Annotated in this window: 22 protein-coding genes; 3 read left to right on the forward strand and 19 right to left on the reverse strand. The window is 48.6% G+C overall.

From position 1 onward, the window contains the following. Positions 1 to 12 precede the first annotated feature (12 nt). A complete protein-coding gene (locus ACF8D4_RS00210; protein WP_268905146.1) occupies positions 13 to 879 on the reverse strand; it encodes a YafY family protein in 867 nt (288 codons plus the stop codon). Between the two features lie 183 nt (positions 880 to 1,062). On the opposite strand from ACF8D4_RS00210, the gene ACF8D4_RS00215 reads away from it, so the two are divergent. Next, the gene (locus ACF8D4_RS00215) at positions 1,063 to 1,848 is read left to right on the forward strand and encodes a DsbA family protein (protein WP_392468022.1); all 786 of its coding nucleotides are present in this window, start codon (positions 1,063 to 1,065) and stop codon (positions 1,846 to 1,848) included. Between the two features lie 354 nt (positions 1,849 to 2,202). Here the strand turns inward: ACF8D4_RS00215 and ACF8D4_RS00220 are convergent, their stop codons facing one another. The 9 genes from ACF8D4_RS00220 to ACF8D4_RS00260 form a co-directional block, all read right to left on the reverse strand. Further along, positions 2,203 to 2,412: a hypothetical protein gene (locus tag ACF8D4_RS00220; protein ID WP_004748880.1), complete on the reverse strand. Its 210-nt coding sequence runs from the start codon at positions 2,410 to 2,412 to the stop codon at positions 2,203 to 2,205. A gap of 16 nt (positions 2,413 to 2,428) precedes the next feature. After that, positions 2,429 to 3,274 carry a hypothetical protein gene (locus ACF8D4_RS00225; RefSeq protein WP_392468025.1) on the reverse strand — a complete coding sequence of 282 codons (846 nt, stop codon included), beginning with the start codon at positions 3,272 to 3,274 and terminating at the stop codon, positions 2,429 to 2,431. Next, the gene (locus tag ACF8D4_RS00230) at positions 3,271 to 3,765 is read right to left on the reverse strand and encodes a nuclear transport factor 2 family protein (protein ID WP_392468026.1); all 495 of its coding nucleotides are present in this window, start codon (positions 3,763 to 3,765) and stop codon (positions 3,271 to 3,273) included. The genes ACF8D4_RS00225 and ACF8D4_RS00230 overlap by 4 nt, the downstream gene beginning before the upstream one ends. Next, the gene (locus tag ACF8D4_RS00235; protein ID WP_392468029.1) at positions 3,765 to 4,349 is read right to left on the reverse strand and encodes a hypothetical protein; all 585 of its coding nucleotides are present in this window, start codon (positions 4,347 to 4,349) and stop codon (positions 3,765 to 3,767) included. Before ACF8D4_RS00235 ends, ACF8D4_RS00230 begins: the two co-directional genes overlap by 1 nt. A 9-nt stretch (positions 4,350 to 4,358) precedes the next feature. Next, positions 4,359 to 4,754 (reverse strand): hypothetical protein, encoded by a 396-nt coding sequence (locus tag ACF8D4_RS00240; RefSeq protein WP_138922221.1) that lies wholly within the window; start codon positions 4,752 to 4,754, stop codon positions 4,359 to 4,361. 11 nt (positions 4,755 to 4,765) lie between these two features. Then, positions 4,766 to 5,065, reverse strand: a complete 300-nt coding sequence (locus tag ACF8D4_RS00245) for a hypothetical protein (RefSeq protein ID WP_004748875.1) — start codon at positions 5,063 to 5,065, stop codon at positions 4,766 to 4,768. Then, entirely contained in the window at positions 5,065 to 5,349 is a 285-nt protein-coding gene (locus ACF8D4_RS00250) for a hypothetical protein (protein WP_004748874.1), read from the reverse strand. The genes ACF8D4_RS00245 and ACF8D4_RS00250 overlap by 1 nt, the downstream gene beginning before the upstream one ends. A 14-nt stretch (positions 5,350 to 5,363) precedes the next feature. Then, positions 5,364 to 5,528 carry a hypothetical protein gene (locus ACF8D4_RS00255; RefSeq protein WP_004748873.1) on the reverse strand — a complete coding sequence of 55 codons (165 nt, stop codon included), beginning with the start codon at positions 5,526 to 5,528 and terminating at the stop codon, positions 5,364 to 5,366. Between the two features lie 90 nt (positions 5,529 to 5,618). Further along, positions 5,619 to 6,179: a hypothetical protein gene (locus ACF8D4_RS00260; protein ID WP_392468031.1), complete on the reverse strand. Its 561-nt coding sequence runs from the start codon at positions 6,177 to 6,179 to the stop codon at positions 5,619 to 5,621. Positions 6,180 to 6,352: 173 nt separating this feature from the next. Here ACF8D4_RS00260 and ACF8D4_RS00265 point away from each other — a divergent pair, with 173 nt between their 5' ends. Next, complete coding sequence (locus ACF8D4_RS00265) at positions 6,353 to 6,961, forward strand: DNA-binding protein (RefSeq protein WP_004748871.1); 609 nt, start codon at positions 6,353 to 6,355, stop codon at positions 6,959 to 6,961. A 3-nt stretch (positions 6,962 to 6,964) separates the two neighbouring features. Here the strand turns inward: ACF8D4_RS00265 and ACF8D4_RS00270 are convergent, their stop codons facing one another. Further along, positions 6,965 to 7,195: a helix-turn-helix domain-containing protein gene (locus ACF8D4_RS00270; RefSeq protein ID WP_392468034.1), complete on the reverse strand. Its 231-nt coding sequence runs from the start codon at positions 7,193 to 7,195 to the stop codon at positions 6,965 to 6,967. Positions 7,196 to 7,437: 242 nt separating this feature from the next. Here ACF8D4_RS00270 and ACF8D4_RS00275 point away from each other — a divergent pair, with 242 nt between their 5' ends. Next, entirely contained in the window at positions 7,438 to 7,995 is a 558-nt protein-coding gene (locus ACF8D4_RS00275; protein ID WP_392468036.1) for a hypothetical protein, read from the forward strand. 39 nt (positions 7,996 to 8,034) lie between these two features. Here the strand turns inward: ACF8D4_RS00275 and ACF8D4_RS00280 are convergent, their stop codons facing one another. The 8 genes from ACF8D4_RS00280 to ACF8D4_RS00315 form a co-directional block, all read right to left on the reverse strand. Further along, positions 8,035 to 8,193: a hypothetical protein gene (locus ACF8D4_RS00280; protein WP_392468038.1), complete on the reverse strand. Its 159-nt coding sequence runs from the start codon at positions 8,191 to 8,193 to the stop codon at positions 8,035 to 8,037. A gap of 43 nt (positions 8,194 to 8,236) precedes the next feature. Then, a complete protein-coding gene (locus ACF8D4_RS00285) occupies positions 8,237 to 8,569 on the reverse strand; it encodes a hypothetical protein (protein ID WP_268905155.1) in 333 nt (110 codons plus the stop codon). A gap of 114 nt (positions 8,570 to 8,683) precedes the next feature. After that, a complete protein-coding gene (locus ACF8D4_RS00290; RefSeq protein WP_392468040.1) occupies positions 8,684 to 9,076 on the reverse strand; it encodes a hypothetical protein in 393 nt (130 codons plus the stop codon). A gap of 83 nt (positions 9,077 to 9,159) precedes the next feature. Next, positions 9,160 to 10,236, reverse strand: coding sequence for a toprim domain-containing protein (locus ACF8D4_RS00295; RefSeq protein ID WP_392468042.1), 1,077 nt, complete (start codon positions 10,234 to 10,236; stop codon positions 9,160 to 9,162). Between the two features lie 79 nt (positions 10,237 to 10,315). Further along, entirely contained in the window at positions 10,316 to 10,483 is a 168-nt protein-coding gene (locus tag ACF8D4_RS00300) for a hypothetical protein (protein WP_004748864.1), read from the reverse strand. A 77-nt stretch (positions 10,484 to 10,560) separates the two neighbouring features. Then, the gene (locus ACF8D4_RS00305) at positions 10,561 to 10,878 is read right to left on the reverse strand and encodes a hypothetical protein (protein WP_004748863.1); all 318 of its coding nucleotides are present in this window, start codon (positions 10,876 to 10,878) and stop codon (positions 10,561 to 10,563) included. A gap of 81 nt (positions 10,879 to 10,959) precedes the next feature. Then, entirely contained in the window at positions 10,960 to 12,762 is a 1,803-nt protein-coding gene (locus tag ACF8D4_RS00310) for a VWA domain-containing protein (protein ID WP_392468045.1), read from the reverse strand. Between the two features lie 10 nt (positions 12,763 to 12,772). Beyond that, on the reverse strand, positions 12,773 to 13,717 hold the full coding sequence (locus tag ACF8D4_RS00315) for a DUF3150 domain-containing protein (RefSeq protein WP_392468048.1): 945 nt from the start codon (positions 13,715 to 13,717) through the stop codon (positions 12,773 to 12,775). Between the last annotated feature and the right edge of the window lie 73 nt (positions 13,718 to 13,790).

A 13,790-nucleotide genomic window follows, 5' to 3' on the forward strand; every position in this document is an offset into this window, starting at 1 on the left:
ACTCAACCTCCCCTAAGACTCTGAGCCAAACAAAAAAGGACTCAGCTTCTTTCGATCTGAATCCAGTAGGATGATGGGGAACTTAAACTCATCGGCTGCTTCATCAACGGTTATCGCCGCCTGATAACGCTGCAAGGTATAGTGTGCCAGTGCTTTTCTCACCGAAATCTGTAACCGACCATCCGGCATACCAAAATCCTTCTCTACCAGCGCCTTCTGTCCATCGTTCAGTTTGGGGTTCGGCACAATGGTTAACAGGATCTGCTCATTCCACAATGAGTCCTGCATTGGATCGGGTGACGACTCTGTAGCAGGTTTTGGTGTCCGGTCTATCCTGGACAGAATGAAGTCACGGAACTCACCACGCTTGTGGCAGTACGCACGAACATGCCAACGGAACCCTGTATAAACCAGTGTGTGCGGAGATATAACACGCTCACTCCACACAGGATTGGTCATAGAGGCGTAGAGGATTTTTACGCTGGTTTGCGTCCGACAAGCTCGTAATATTTCTCGGACTATTTCTGGCCGAACCGTGCGATCGGGCAGTTGGACAGCAGCAAGATGATCTTCGGATTCGAGAGTCACAGCGACAGATTCGCTGACCAGACCGGAAATCATATCCAGGTATTCGTTGATATGACCCTTCGTTAAGACCGGTTGGAAGTCCCCTTGTGGGACATACCCTTTAACCCCCGGATCGTGATAAAGGGAGCCAGGATTGTGAACACTTATATAACGCTTAATATCAGATGAAGCCTGTTGTCGGCTGATACCAAACCAGGACATGAGCCGATTGGTAACCAATCGTCCCTCCCAGTATGCCAGCAATTCAATTGCTCTCAGCCTTAGTAGAACTTCATGCTTTTCATCAGCCATGAGTAGCCTCATTAAACCATCACATAATCAGGCTACCCCATAATTTATTTACTGTAAAGTTTTTATACTGTAAAACAACTTTAAGTATTCATGGTAATAGGTTGAGGATACCTGACCCATTAACCCGGACCTCAACAACCAGATTGATTAAAGTGCCTTATTTGCTGGAAAAATGAGGATTTTATGCGCGGAAATCAGTTAATAACCGGGGTTTTGATCATCTCAACAGTCGCACTTATAGCATCCAACATCTATCTACACACGGAGCTGATTAACCTGAAGGCCAGCACTGACCAGCCCCCCGGAGAGCACCTCTCTCAACATGACGTGATCACACTGGTCGATGACCGGCTTTCCTCACTGGAGAAGCGCAAGGCGCAAGAACTCCTGTCCAGCTTGGAAGAACAGTTTCAGTTAGCCCAGGTATCTACGCCGGACAACCGACTGATCTATGGTGAGCTCAACGCGAGAATTACGCTTCAAGAGTATGGAGACATCGAATGTCCTTACTGCCGAAAGATGCACGGGAGCATCAAACAAGTCGTAGAACACTCGCAAGGCGTGATTAACTGGGAATTCAAACACTTTCCCCTCGGCAGCCATAACCCGGTCGCGGCTATTGAAAGCCAAGCCATTGAGTGCGTAAAGGAAGCCTATGACAACCGAACCGCGTGGATCGCCCTGGAAAGGTTCATGATGGACACGAAAGGAAATGGCAAAGGCCTGGGTGATATTCCGGAATACGTTCGATCATTCGGACTTAACGGAAGCCTCATCGGTAACTGTCTTGCATCGGATGACCATAAGGGCAAGATCAATCAGGACTATGAAGATGGCCGCCGCGCCGGTATTACTGCGACACCGGCTATCCGCATCCTGGATAACCAGACAGGTCAGGACTACCTCCTGAAGGGATACCGCACGCCAGAGCAGCTTCTTCAGGCAGTACAGCAGATACTGAGCCAATAGGAGAATTGTGCCACTGGGGTCAAAGGAGGTTGCACCACAAATTCAACGCATACTGGGTCAGTAGCAATTTAAACCTCAGAGCTACCGACCCATTGAGCCGATGGGATATTCAGAGGAATACCCGGAGGAGCAAGGTAAGCGTCACCACACTCAAGCCTCCCAGAGTGGCGACAGAGTTCATCGTGTGACCACCCAGTTTCCGGAGGTGAAATCCGAAGGAAGTCTGCACTTAAATCATCATCCAATGGTACAAAAACCAGGTCATAGTGCTCAAACCCTTTCAGAATGTCAGGTTCAGCAGGCGAGAGAATATCGGTTATAAACGTTATCATCTGAGCTTCCAACAATACAAAATCAGAGCTTCACAGGAACAAACTCATCCCCACCCGCGAAAAGGCGAACAACCCTATCCCCATCCTGCCAGACAGCAACGAGCACGCCGCCTTTATCCATAGACAAGCTTTTTGCCTTCTTTTCCGCCTCTTTCAGACAGGGTACAACCTCATCATCAGGTGCCGGATCAAGATATAGGCCGTAGCGAAAAGAAGATGATTGAACGTCCATCTCGAAGCCTCAACTGTTACTTCTTTTCGCTTTCTTTTGCTGCCTTGGCAAGCATAGCAAGCTGCTGCTTTACCAGATTGGCGTACTCTTCACGGACGACCTTATCCATGCCGACCTGATCCCCCTTAAAGACGATCTCCTTTGCCGCCATGATTAAAGCGCCATCGAGCACACCCTGGTAGCGAGTGTCATTTCTGGAGGTGTGAATCGCCGTTCTGAGTACATCCAGCCCATCTTTGAGCGTCTTTGTTGAGTTGGATAGCCAGAACCCAATTCGATATTGGCAAGGCGCAAAACCCATGTCAGCGCAACGGTTGTATCGGGTCATGGTGTCCTTAGCAATCACCTTTGACTTTTCATCCATCACCCTTACGGACGACGAGCCTTCGGTGTAATCCACCGTCAAGTGCTTCGACAAATTACTTTCTGCCACATAGTAATCCGCTGGCCAGTACCCTTTGTCTGCGGCAGATTTCATTAATGCAAAAGCCGTCTCCTGCGCCCTGGGAATTTCTTCTTTGGTGAAAAGCAGAAGCAAGGCATTGTTGACCAGGACTTCAAGCTTTCTTTCACCGGATTTAAGACGCGCCACCCAATAGCCCGGCCCTTCATGGACTATATAGGGAATGCCAATCCGCTCGTTGGCGTGAGGTGATTCAGTTGATGTGTGATCCATCCCGATAGCCAACAACAGCGTCTTGAGGACGGTATCGTCAGTGTCCAAGTTATGGCCGAATATTTCCTGAACCTTGTCAAAGGTTACTTCAGGGAACGGCTTTTCTGCCGAACTGTTCGACTCTGACGCTGCAATAGAGCTGAATAATGAAAGACTGAGCGCGATCAAGATACCTAACAACCTCATTGCTTTTCTCCATCTTCAATTTCGTCAATCAACCAATGTTTCTGATCGGAAGAGAACCGCAAGTTAATGGTTCTCGAAAAAGACCCTCTCCAGCTCTCGCAGTGATTGTTAACGACATACTCAAGCTTTGCCTTTCTCGATGGCGATCCATAGGCTTTAGCTTTCACAAGGTCAATGTTTTCACACCGGGATTCCATGTGCTCAAGATCCATTAGCCGCTGGCTTTCGTGAACCAGCTCTTTACCAGTTCTATCAGCAATGCTTACCGTCAGTTTATCGAGCTGCTCTATCTTGTCTTCGGTCCAGTAGCTTTCAAGGTGCCTCCTGGACATCCCTCGATCCATATGGGCGTAATACTTGGCCACAAACTCAATAGCAGTTTCTTTCGTAGCATTCCTAAACGCAGGATCATGACGCTCTGGCGGGCCAGCAAGGCATAGGGAGGAAATCGCCAAACCCCCAAACAGGGCAGCATACTTTGTCTTTTTCATTATCGGTCTCCAAAGTACCCCTTTCGCTCGATTTTCAGCTTGCGCCAAATAGGAAGGAGCTTTTCAATTAATTGGTCGCGATTCTTGATCGCACGGATCTTTATAATTGGCTGGTCGTCGTCGTTAGTTTCAATAACCAGCGTTGACAACCCCACAAGGCCAAGAAGCCCGGCTGGAGGGCTGTTAATATCTTTGATGTCGCTGATCTCGCAGAACAACTCCTGCCGGAAGATACTTGTGATCCCCTTTGCTTCCTTGATCTTGTTTCGCGTGATAACAGTGTGCTCATAATGAACAGAGAGATAAGCGTAGAGGATGCTGGTAATCGACAACCCCATAAGGCCATAGCAAACCCAATAAACCGCCTCATTGATGAGAGCACTGTACCCATCGTTCAAACCTGCATCCCAGAGGAACAGTGATACGGCAGAACCGATGAAAAACACGCCCCACCAGATAAAAGTGCCCAGGTTCACCCACTGAGAAGGCCTTCCTTCCCAGATAACAGTTTCATCGTCGTAGGAAACCGATTTTTGATTCTCGGTGTCCACCTCCTCCATCAATTGTGCCGTTTCATCATTCATCTCTGTTTCCTATGCTGCTTTCACCAAACTGTCCTTCACTAGGTTTACTGCCATGCCCAAGTCATTCACACAGACAGCACCAATGCTTTCCAAGCAATCAAGGTCTTGCCGCATTGCTATATGCAGGTCAAAACCGATTCCACTGATGTCTGTTTCTGGTTCCGAAGCCACAACAACCAGCGTTTTAATTTCGCAGGAAGCACTCATCACTTGGTTCAAAATTTCTGTAGGACTTTCTGCTTCATCCAAATGATCAAGAATCAGCGTGTGCGTAATATCTCTAAGGCAGACTTCTCTTCTACCCCGGCACTCCAACAAGGTGAAGGTATCCAGATGCTCAAGAACGTGATAAAGCCAACGGTCATTTGCTAAGACATGACTTTCGCTGATCCTGATAATTTTCACGGATTCTGCCCTCACCTCTTCGCGGCCTCATACGCACCGATCAACAACATGAAGCACATCGCCATACCAAATGCAGAGATAGCTCTGCTAATAGCCCGGTATACATCCTCTTTACTTTCGTAACGCCCGATGGACGACAAACCAATCTCAACGGCACCAAAGATGACGCTGAGTTTTGCGGACATGAAAAGCAGCAAAGGAAAGGTGATGGAAACAGGCTCACCAGAGGTGAGAATTACCATCATCAGTATTGATGCAGTGGCAACAACAATGTATGGGTAGGATTTTGGAGATCGGAACCAATTCATCATCAGAACTCGACCAATCCACCAGCAACCGGATCATATTGTTGCCAAACCTTTGCTGGAACCTGGTACTCCGCTCTTTGGTCCGCCAGCCCTAGATAAATTGCTATACAACGAATGACATTCACACCATGCTGGACAGCCTCAGCAACAAAGGCGTAATAAGCTTCTGTGATCGATGTCGCCACCACCTGAAACCGATACTTTTTCATGTCAAAGGAGTACACGTCCGCACTGAATGCCCTTTCAGATTTCCTTGCACTAAAGTCAACATGAACGATATTGCTCACATGAAATCCCCTGTCTAACGAATGTAATAGGCCGCGAGCAGTACCAATGCGCCAATAGTGATCATCACATTGATCTGGCGGTCCTGAAGAATCAGGTAATCTCGCTGCTGCTTATCCAGCTTGCCTTGGCGATAGAGACGGTTAACTGCGAATCTGACAAAGGGTGTACTGATAAACATCCAAGCCTCCATTTTTACTGGAAGCTATGGTATGAATTCTGAAGAGGAAAAGGAGGTTTAAAGGGTCATGCGAGAATGACCCTTTATGATTTAGGAAGGTTGAAGTTCGGACTCGATGTCTTGCGCCAGGATTTGTTCAACTAGGTATATTTGATAAACAAGATTTGCCAGTTGCTTAAGATTCCGAGCACTGCCAATCCACTGATTCAGATCACCTTTCTTCTGGTGAGCCATCACCACCAAACTACTACGGGATCGAATAGCTGGATTGATCTTGCCATATTCCAGGTAATCCCTGAACTGAACCTCCCGAGCTATCGAGAGCAGCTCTCTTTTGGCTCTATCAAGCACGGCCTTGTCCTGTCGGTAAAGGACACCGAGCGGAGTTACCCTAGCCAACGTCTGAGCAGCGCTATACATGATGAACTGACCACCAGCGATGTAATGAATCAACGCGCCAATTAGGAAAACTGAAGCAACATCCTCAGCCCACCCAAGGGCATCCAACCGCAACGCGGCCAGGTAAAAGGCGTAACCCACCCCCAGCCAGATGGTAATGGTACCCAATAATGCGATCTTCCGATGATGAGACAAAGAGAGTCCCTCAAAGGTCGCCGCAGACAGATCCACACTCAAAAACTTGTAGTCCATGCTCGTCTCCTGATTCGATTAAATCCACTATCTCACGTGTCCTGAAACTAGCAACTGCCAAAAACTCCACTTGGAGAGTCTTGGACGGACTCAGGTTGTTGCGTATTGTATTTATAGTATGTATTGTATGTACAATACATACATACATTTGATACAAAACAGGCAAGAGACCCATGAAGATCAAACCGGAAATCAAAGAAAGGATCGTTGAGGCCGCCAACGCATTGGTTGCCGAGGGCAACGAGAACCCAACCAATGAGCAGGTACGCGAGCGCATGGGGAGTGGATCGTTATCCCACATTTCTCCCGTCATGCGAGAATGGAGAGAGTCACAAAAGGCACGAGTTGTAGCGGCCCTTGAAATTCCATCTGAGCTGAAAAAAGCCATCGAGACTTCTCTCAGCCAGGTGTGGACAGCAGCGAGTAAACTGGCTTCTGCTACCGTTGAAAAAATACAGCAAGAAGCCCAAGCCAATATAGACGCCGCAGCCCATGAGAGAGATGAAGCTCTGAATGAGATTTCTCGCCTGGAGACACGTATTGCAGATCTTCTCACACTGGAGCACGAACAAGGTGAAGAGATCCAGAAATTGAAGTCTGACCTGGACGCTGCCCAAGGAGAGAATGCGCGGTTTCAGACTGAATTGGCTGCCCTGTCCGCACGAGTTGACGAGCGAAACGAGCAAATCAAAGGCCTCAAAGAAGAATTGAAAGAAGCACGAGACGATAACAAGTCACTTCAGGCTGAATTGGTTGAGATCGCAAAAGAGTCGAAAAAATAACGGCTATTCCCCGTCAGCAGAGCTCACATCAACTGGCGGGAAGAGATCACCTACATCGCACCGAAATACCTTACACATATGCTCCAGCATGTCGATGGTCACATTTTGATCTTGGCCCTCAATCCGAGCTACAGTGTCTTTTGACAAGGCATACCTAGCCGCAAACTCCCGAAGGGGCTTGTCACCTCGTTTTGCCTTCATGAATGCAGATAATCTGCGCCGTAGCTGTCTCATATGTGCGACTTTACGTTATACTTTGTCGCACATGCGCGACACGCCTTAGCAAGCCGCTGCAACCAGGTTCTATCGCTGGTGTGTTTGTATTCAGTTTCCGCAAATCTTCGGGCGAAACACTCCATGTTGAAGAACTACCTCCTTAATGGCCTGACTTTCTTTAGAAATCTCCAGTTTTTTGATGACACCGGACGTTCGGTGCATAGTATGAAGAGTCGGTCCAAGACGAACCGGGGGACAACATGACCGACTTTAGCGATATAGACGTATCGGAAACCTTATCCATACCGTCCAGCACCCTATTCTTTCGAGAACTTCAGCACCTGGTTAAAAGCCGCAGTGAAGGGATTGATCTCGTGCATTGGTACCGAATGGATGCACCATTACCTCGCCTTAGAATTGACCTGGTAAGCGAGCCTGAAATATCGAGTTTACTTCGACACAAACTGATAAAGAGCGCCGTTCCTTACATTGAACAGGCTATAGGAGATAAGGCAGATTATTTGGAATTTATTCCTGGAAAAGAGATCCGCTCATATACCGTCGCGGATGTCGAAAAACTAGAAGTATCTGAAGCTGAAATCTCGTGCTTACTTTCTCAGTCCATACCGGACATTCAAACTATTTCCTATACCGTAAATGGTGACGTTATCCGCCTACCAAGGCTGCTTTGTGATTCACGAACCGTGAAAGATGTACTGGAAAGAAACAAGCTGGATGGCTTTTGGAAGCTATATCATTTTGCCTGCTCAATTAACGCGGCATACTTGGAAGTATCGCCCTTCTGCCCATCAAAATAATACGGATAAGAAAAAGGCCTCCGAAGAGGCCCTTAACTGTTATTCATCAAATCCCTTTATGCCAGACTGGCTCGCTTTTACTTCAATGTCTTTCCAGGAGTGACGCTCTTGCACATAGGCGCGAACGGCTATCCCAGTAAACAGTAGTAATAACGCAACAGCTAACAGCATTAAAAGATTCATGACTGTGATCCACATAACTTGTACCCTCTTAGTTAAATAATCCCAGAGAAGCTTTTTGTCAAGACTTCTTCCCGGTCCTACTCATCCGGAGGGCAAGTAGGTCGCAGATCAGCTCTTTTAGAGCGGTTGAACTTGCTTCAAGAGCATCGAGGACCAAATAGCCAATCACACAGTACATAGCCAGAGAGACAGACAGGTAGTCTATCCAAGACATAGCTTGTGCCGCTAACAGTGATTTGGCGACATGGCCAACGAAGATACCCAGCAAACCGAGAAGACCAAGCTTCAACGATTTAAACAGGGCAATTCTCCTGGTGCAGTCCATCTTGGCAATCAACAGGTCCGTTGTGCGGAGCCTGCTGATTTCCCTGAACATTCTACGATTATCCATACTACACCTTCCTTTCGTTTAATGACCTCAACGTCCGGACGGATGTAGCCCCTGAAGGGCAACACCCTCCAGGGTCGAATTCATCGTATGTTGGTGAATTACTTCACCAGTGGTTTACTGCTCTTTGGAACCCAGCTCGATCAAATGAATCATATCCAACTGATTCATATCGCTATCGAGTGAGCAATCAATTGCTGAAGCGACAATGCCATTTTTGGCATACTCCAGCGCTTGCTTCATTGTGGAAAGAAATGAGTCAGCTTCACTGTCGATCTGCTCAACAATGTCGCTCCATTCCCATGTTTCAAAAGGCTGCCACGCAACCCACCCTTCAGGCTCCTTGTTGTCTGAAACACACTCAGACAGATACTGATAGCGTTCAAACCAGGTACCTTCAAAGCCGTTGTCACAGCTAATGAATTGGGCTGTCGCATGGCCATAAGCCATTTGTTCAAGTTTGCTAACCGGTAATTCGTCCGACTGCGTGGTTGGTAAATCATTCTGCATATTGATCTCCTTATGTTGAGGAAACCCGCAGAAACACTACTCCCCTTGGGGAGCGTGTCCCCGCAGGGTAGTAGTTGAGGTAGTCAGGCTTGTTTCAGTCGGCTGAAGGCAAGTGCCTGGTCTATCAGACCAAAGCCACTGGCATCCCTTTTCAACTGATCCGCCCAATCAACACCTTTTTCATCGGTATCGAGAATCGGCGTTGGAGGTAACAGGTCGATAACGCGAATACCTTTAGGGGCTAAATTTGCCCGAAGAATTTCCGCCGCATTCTCCCCTGCTTTGTTTCTGTCTTTATCCACAAAATTCAGAATCGTATGCACGCCCTTTGGAGGAACGAACGATTGAAGTATTGTGTTGGACAGGCCCGGCCAAACGGGAAACTGCTTAGCCTGGTATACCGCGAGCGCAGTTTCCAGACCTTCAGAGACTCCCAAGTAACCGTTTTGTGGTGCAAACAACCGAATATGCCGCCCCTTACTGCGTTGATTCACAGAAGGCGTCATCTTCTTAGGTTTATGAGTTTTGCCGAGATTTACCTTCAATCCACCTTTAGTGATGAACGTCCGATGTATCGCGACTGGCTCTCCCTCGTTATTGCGCACCAAGGACAGGACTGCTCCGAACTTACCGAGAACGTTGCCCTGTTTGTCTTTGTAGTTAAGACAAGGATGAAACCGCACATCGTTGGCAGACAATGCAGCAGTATTCACCCAACGGTAGCTGAAGTAGGCCCGAGCTGGATAAGCTGCAAGATCGGTCAAAGGCAATGCCTCTTTCCAAATCCTGTTCAGCCACTTGCGCAGACCCTCTTCATCTACAGGCTTAGGCTTTGGTAGATATTTCGGTCCAGCCTCGACAGGTTTATCACCCAACCAGGCTTCAAGTTCATCGTAGACCTTGGTAAAGGACCAATCATTTACCCACATGAGCATATCGATCCCTTCCGGGATAATACGCCATGACTGTTTTACTCCACCGCCTGTGTAGTTGGCGTCTTTGAAAAGCCTAAAACCGTCCGTTCCACCTTCAACCGGGCAAGGTACATTCGTACCGAGGTTGTCGATGGCCTGATCCAGTGCTGGCGCGAGTGCTTTGAAAGCAGCAAGCCAACGGCCTTCCATTCGGCGCTTCATTTCAGTTGAGTTTCGTTTCTTCATAGGTATCTCCCTCTGACAGTTTCACCAAATTTTTCAGTTCCACTGTCAGCCAGTGAAACAAAGGGGCGAGGCCCCTTTATCAATGCACGGAATGAACGACTCGCTTGTACGGTACCCATTGCTCCATAACAAACTGATAGAACAGCTCTGTTACTCGCTCCGGGGTATAAACCGTGATTTGGCGAACCGGTGTACCGCGTGCATTTACCTGCTGATGTTTAATTACATTTTGTTGAGTATTAGACATGGTGTTTACCTTTCGTTGAGTGAGGGACACACCATGCCCATAGGGACACAGTGTTTATGTCCCAGGTTTGGGTTGAGTTAGCTCATGAACTTGCGTTTGTAGTAACGCAGCCAATCAAGCATCTTGTCGGGATCGACTCCACAAGCGAGGCAGCATTGGTTGAACGAGAACGGCAGCTCCCGATCTTCCGAAATAATCCACTCCCAGGCTTCATCAGATGGCTTACGTTTCTGGCCACCACGACTTTCACCAAAGGCAGATTTCACTGACTCGATTAGTAGGTTTTCCCGAAGGTACGGAATATCTTCATCGGTAAGGATCTTCTCCAGGTCACCCTCGAACTTTGTGTCGTTCTCAAGCGCCTCAAGCAAGTCCATCAATGACAGTTGCTCCATAGTGGACCTCCCGGTGTAGCGGGAAGACACACCTCACCCGTGCGGGGGAGATGTATCCCCGCAGGGTGTTGAGCGAAGCCATTAGTGCAGATCGAGGAATTGGCCAGCAATCGTGAAAAGAGCTTTTTGAAGCTCCTTCACATCGTTGATCACAGACCACTTCTCGAAGTACTGACTAACCGCAGTTGAGCCGATACCAATTGCATAGGTATCAACGTGACCAGCAACAAGGTCGTTCAAATATCGAACTGCTCCCCCATTATTTGGGGCACCATCAGTGATGATGATGAGCACCTTGCGCTGACGCTTACTCGCCACTAACTCTCTGGCGGCATACAACATGGCTTCTGCCAATGGTGTACCGCCACTTGAGCAAACAGCGAATCGTCCCAGACCAGCACGAACAGGCTGACCACGATGCAGTATCGGACTGACCTCTCCACCAATACCCGGAAACATCGACGCAGCGATGTCACACTTCGGGATAGTGGATACAGCCAATGCCAAGGACACCGTGGCTTGATTTGCGACTTCCTGAATTCGATTCATGGAACCGCTGCAATCAAGCAGCACATGAACCGCAGTGTCAGGTCGTTGCATCTCCTCTCGCTGGATAAACACCCGCGAATCGCCGGTTGGCAGTCTGGCCAGGCGTTTGCCGTCTACCCGCTTGCCTCTGGTATGTAACCATTGCTTTTGACGGGTTTGGGCTTGCAGCAGACCGAGCAGGCGCGACCGAATAGTTGAAGAGGCAAGAATGCCGGTTTTCAAACTACTGGTATCACCATGATTTCTGGCATCACTCCCCACGCTGGACGTATCAATGGCCACACGTTCTCCATCGTTGTCTTCACGGGCTTGATCTGCCAATTGCTCTCGTAGCTGCCCAACGGCATCCTCTGGCAGATTGGTCTCGTTAATGAGCCGCTCATGCAAAGAAGCACCGTTGCTACCTTGAGGTTGACCCTGATCACCGGACGAATCCGATGCACCTTGGGCCGACGATGACTGGTTTCCTGACCCAGTATCCTGAGCTTGGTTGCCGTTGCCATCACTGTCTGCGCTGGACTGCTGTGAGTCTCCTGTCCCCTGGTTAGCATCACCATCGTTCGATGAGTCCGCCTTTCCCGGTTGAGGTTGTGATTCGCCGTCACCACTTCCACCCGATCCACCAGCTTGTTGGCTTTGATCACCTTGCGATGAATCGCTGCTTTGCTGCTGTTGTTCCTGGCTTTGTTGCTGTTGGCGTTCCTCTTCTTCAGCATCCTTCAAGGCCTTGAGTATGGCTCTCGCCAACTTCAGGCAGTCGTCGCTACAGGTTAAGTTGTCCAAGTGTTTTCCAAGCAAGCCATCCAAACGGACGAAAAAACCTACCGGAAATGTCTGTTCAACCACCCGTTGGCTTGACTCCGCCAGCGGAGTTGAAGCGTCCCGATGCAGCACCTCCGATCGCAAGCGATGTAAGAGGTACTGAAACAACTGGGTTGCTTCATTGTCTTCAGGCGTCGCGGGAGGGCTCATGCCCTGCTCCACGATATAGCTCCACATGGCATTCAGCGTAAACTGAGTACCAGGAAACACTTCCTGAATGAGACGCTCGATCCTGATGTCCTCGATGAGGTTGGTACAGGATTTCTCCATCGGACTCTTACACTTTTTCAAGGTGTTGAAATCCGATGATCGAACGTGCGCAGCTTCGTGAGCGAGATAGCCAAACAACACTTCTCTCAACTCACTCATAGCGTTCAGCAAAGGCAAGTAAATGGTCTCGCCATCGGTGTATGCGTCCGTGCCAGACAGCACAACATTGACACCGAACTGTTCGCCATAGGCAGCCGCAACAATAGGTAGAGCCCTTTCCAGGGCGGTTTGCAGTTTGTTCATACGAACCTCCCTAGAAGTAAGCCCCAGCCGTTATGGTGTGCGTTGTCACAGCCGCAGGTTGGGTTGATTTTGGTATGGTTGGCTCTGGTCCAGACGAGCTGGAAACCGTTACCGACCGTTTCATACCCTCTATGAGCTTGCTTACTGAAAATTGTCCATCAATGATTCGTTCAAGCTTGTCGCTGTCGGAACACATTGAAAGGAAGGTAAGCACTTGCCCAAATGTCGGGTGATCCTGGTCAATCATTTCCATCGGAATGGCTTTTTGCAGAGCAAAAAACTCATTAAGTACCTTCAGGATGCGACCATTACCGAACGACAAGGTATCGAGTTTCTTGATAAGAGGATCGAGCTGCTCAGAGAGGTTCTTACCGCTGATTGACCGTTTCCGGTCTAACATGCGATCAGACATCTGTTTGCAGGTTAAACCCACCTCATGCAAGATCTGGTTCGCCACTTCATTTTCGTCAGGCTCGAAGCCTTCGAGTGGCTGTAGCTTGTAAAGCTTGATGGAGAATTCAAACGACTTAGACACCGTTTCCCGGTCAGGAACCTGGTCACGAATGATGTGTGCAAATTCGTCGTTCTCAGCGATCCACGCTTCTTTGTTCCGATCGAAATCAGCAAGAAATACCTGCAACTCCGAATAGAACATTTCCTTGATGTCTTCGAGTTTGGCCACAAGACCTTCTACAACATCATCTGGTACGGCAAAGCCGCCCATGAAACGTGTACCTTCCGCTAAACAAGCTCTTTCCGCCGCTTTACGCTTACTCATTAAAGGGTCGAGCGCCTTTGGTGGAAATATCTTCTTTCTGCCCAAATCGAGCAGTTTTTCTGGCGGCATTTTGCCGTCAGCGCCTAAGTGAATGTCGCTGTCTCGGGAGGCCTTTTTCTCTCCGCCCCAGCAGCGCATTTTCAAATGGACGAGTGTGGTCCCACGGATAAATTCCATGTGTATCTCCTTGTAGAGAAAGTGGTTGAGTTAGCTAGTTACCTAGCGATATTGAGTATTTGGCCCAAAGGCC

The sequence above is a fragment of the Shewanella sp. YQ_9 genome (assembly GCF_043103185.1).
GTDB classification, from domain to species: domain Bacteria; phylum Pseudomonadota; class Gammaproteobacteria; order Enterobacterales; family Shewanellaceae; genus Shewanella; species Shewanella algae.

What these genes read in the sequence shown, in the direction of transcription:
- ACF8D4_RS00210 (WP_268905146.1), bottom strand. Translation starts at nt 879, where the DNA reads ATGGCTGATGAAAAGCATGAAGTTCTACTAAGGCTGAGAGCAATTGAA.
- ACF8D4_RS00215 (WP_392468022.1), top strand. Translation starts at nt 1,063, where the DNA reads ATGCGCGGAAATCAGTTAATAACCGGGGTTTTGATCATCTCAACAGTC.
- ACF8D4_RS00220 (WP_004748880.1), bottom strand. Translation starts at nt 2,412, where the DNA reads ATGGACGTTCAATCATCTTCTTTTCGCTACGGCCTATATCTTGATCCG.
- ACF8D4_RS00225 (WP_392468025.1), bottom strand. Translation starts at nt 3,274, where the DNA reads ATGAGGTTGTTAGGTATCTTGATCGCGCTCAGTCTTTCATTATTCAGC.
- ACF8D4_RS00230 (WP_392468026.1), bottom strand. Translation starts at nt 3,765, where the DNA reads ATGAAAAAGACAAAGTATGCTGCCCTGTTTGGGGGTTTGGCGATTTCC.
- ACF8D4_RS00235 (WP_392468029.1), bottom strand. Translation starts at nt 4,349, where the DNA reads ATGAATGATGAAACGGCACAATTGATGGAGGAGGTGGACACCGAGAAT.
- ACF8D4_RS00245 (WP_004748875.1), bottom strand. Translation starts at nt 5,065, where the DNA reads ATGATGAATTGGTTCCGATCTCCAAAATCCTACCCATACATTGTTGTT.
- ACF8D4_RS00255 (WP_004748873.1), bottom strand. Translation starts at nt 5,528, where the DNA reads ATGTTTATCAGTACACCCTTTGTCAGATTCGCAGTTAACCGTCTCTAT.
- ACF8D4_RS00260 (WP_392468031.1), bottom strand. Translation starts at nt 6,179, where the DNA reads ATGGACTACAAGTTTTTGAGTGTGGATCTGTCTGCGGCGACCTTTGAG.
- ACF8D4_RS00265 (WP_004748871.1), top strand. Translation starts at nt 6,353, where the DNA reads ATGAAGATCAAACCGGAAATCAAAGAAAGGATCGTTGAGGCCGCCAAC.
- ACF8D4_RS00270 (WP_392468034.1), bottom strand. Translation starts at nt 7,195, where the DNA reads ATGAGACAGCTACGGCGCAGATTATCTGCATTCATGAAGGCAAAACGA.
- ACF8D4_RS00275 (WP_392468036.1), top strand. Translation starts at nt 7,438, where the DNA reads ATGACCGACTTTAGCGATATAGACGTATCGGAAACCTTATCCATACCG.
- ACF8D4_RS00280 (WP_392468038.1), bottom strand. Translation starts at nt 8,193, where the DNA reads ATGTGGATCACAGTCATGAATCTTTTAATGCTGTTAGCTGTTGCGTTA.
- ACF8D4_RS00285 (WP_268905155.1), bottom strand. Translation starts at nt 8,569, where the DNA reads ATGGATAATCGTAGAATGTTCAGGGAAATCAGCAGGCTCCGCACAACG.
- ACF8D4_RS00290 (WP_392468040.1), bottom strand. Translation starts at nt 9,076, where the DNA reads ATGCAGAATGATTTACCAACCACGCAGTCGGACGAATTACCGGTTAGC.
- ACF8D4_RS00295 (WP_392468042.1), bottom strand. Translation starts at nt 10,236, where the DNA reads ATGAAGAAACGAAACTCAACTGAAATGAAGCGCCGAATGGAAGGCCGT.
- ACF8D4_RS00300 (WP_004748864.1), bottom strand. Translation starts at nt 10,483, where the DNA reads ATGTCTAATACTCAACAAAATGTAATTAAACATCAGCAGGTAAATGCA.
- ACF8D4_RS00305 (WP_004748863.1), bottom strand. Translation starts at nt 10,878, where the DNA reads ATGGAGCAACTGTCATTGATGGACTTGCTTGAGGCGCTTGAGAACGAC.
- ACF8D4_RS00310 (WP_392468045.1), bottom strand. Translation starts at nt 12,762, where the DNA reads ATGAACAAACTGCAAACCGCCCTGGAAAGGGCTCTACCTATTGTTGCG.
- ACF8D4_RS00315 (WP_392468048.1), bottom strand. Translation starts at nt 13,717, where the DNA reads ATGGAATTTATCCGTGGGACCACACTCGTCCATTTGAAAATGCGCTGC.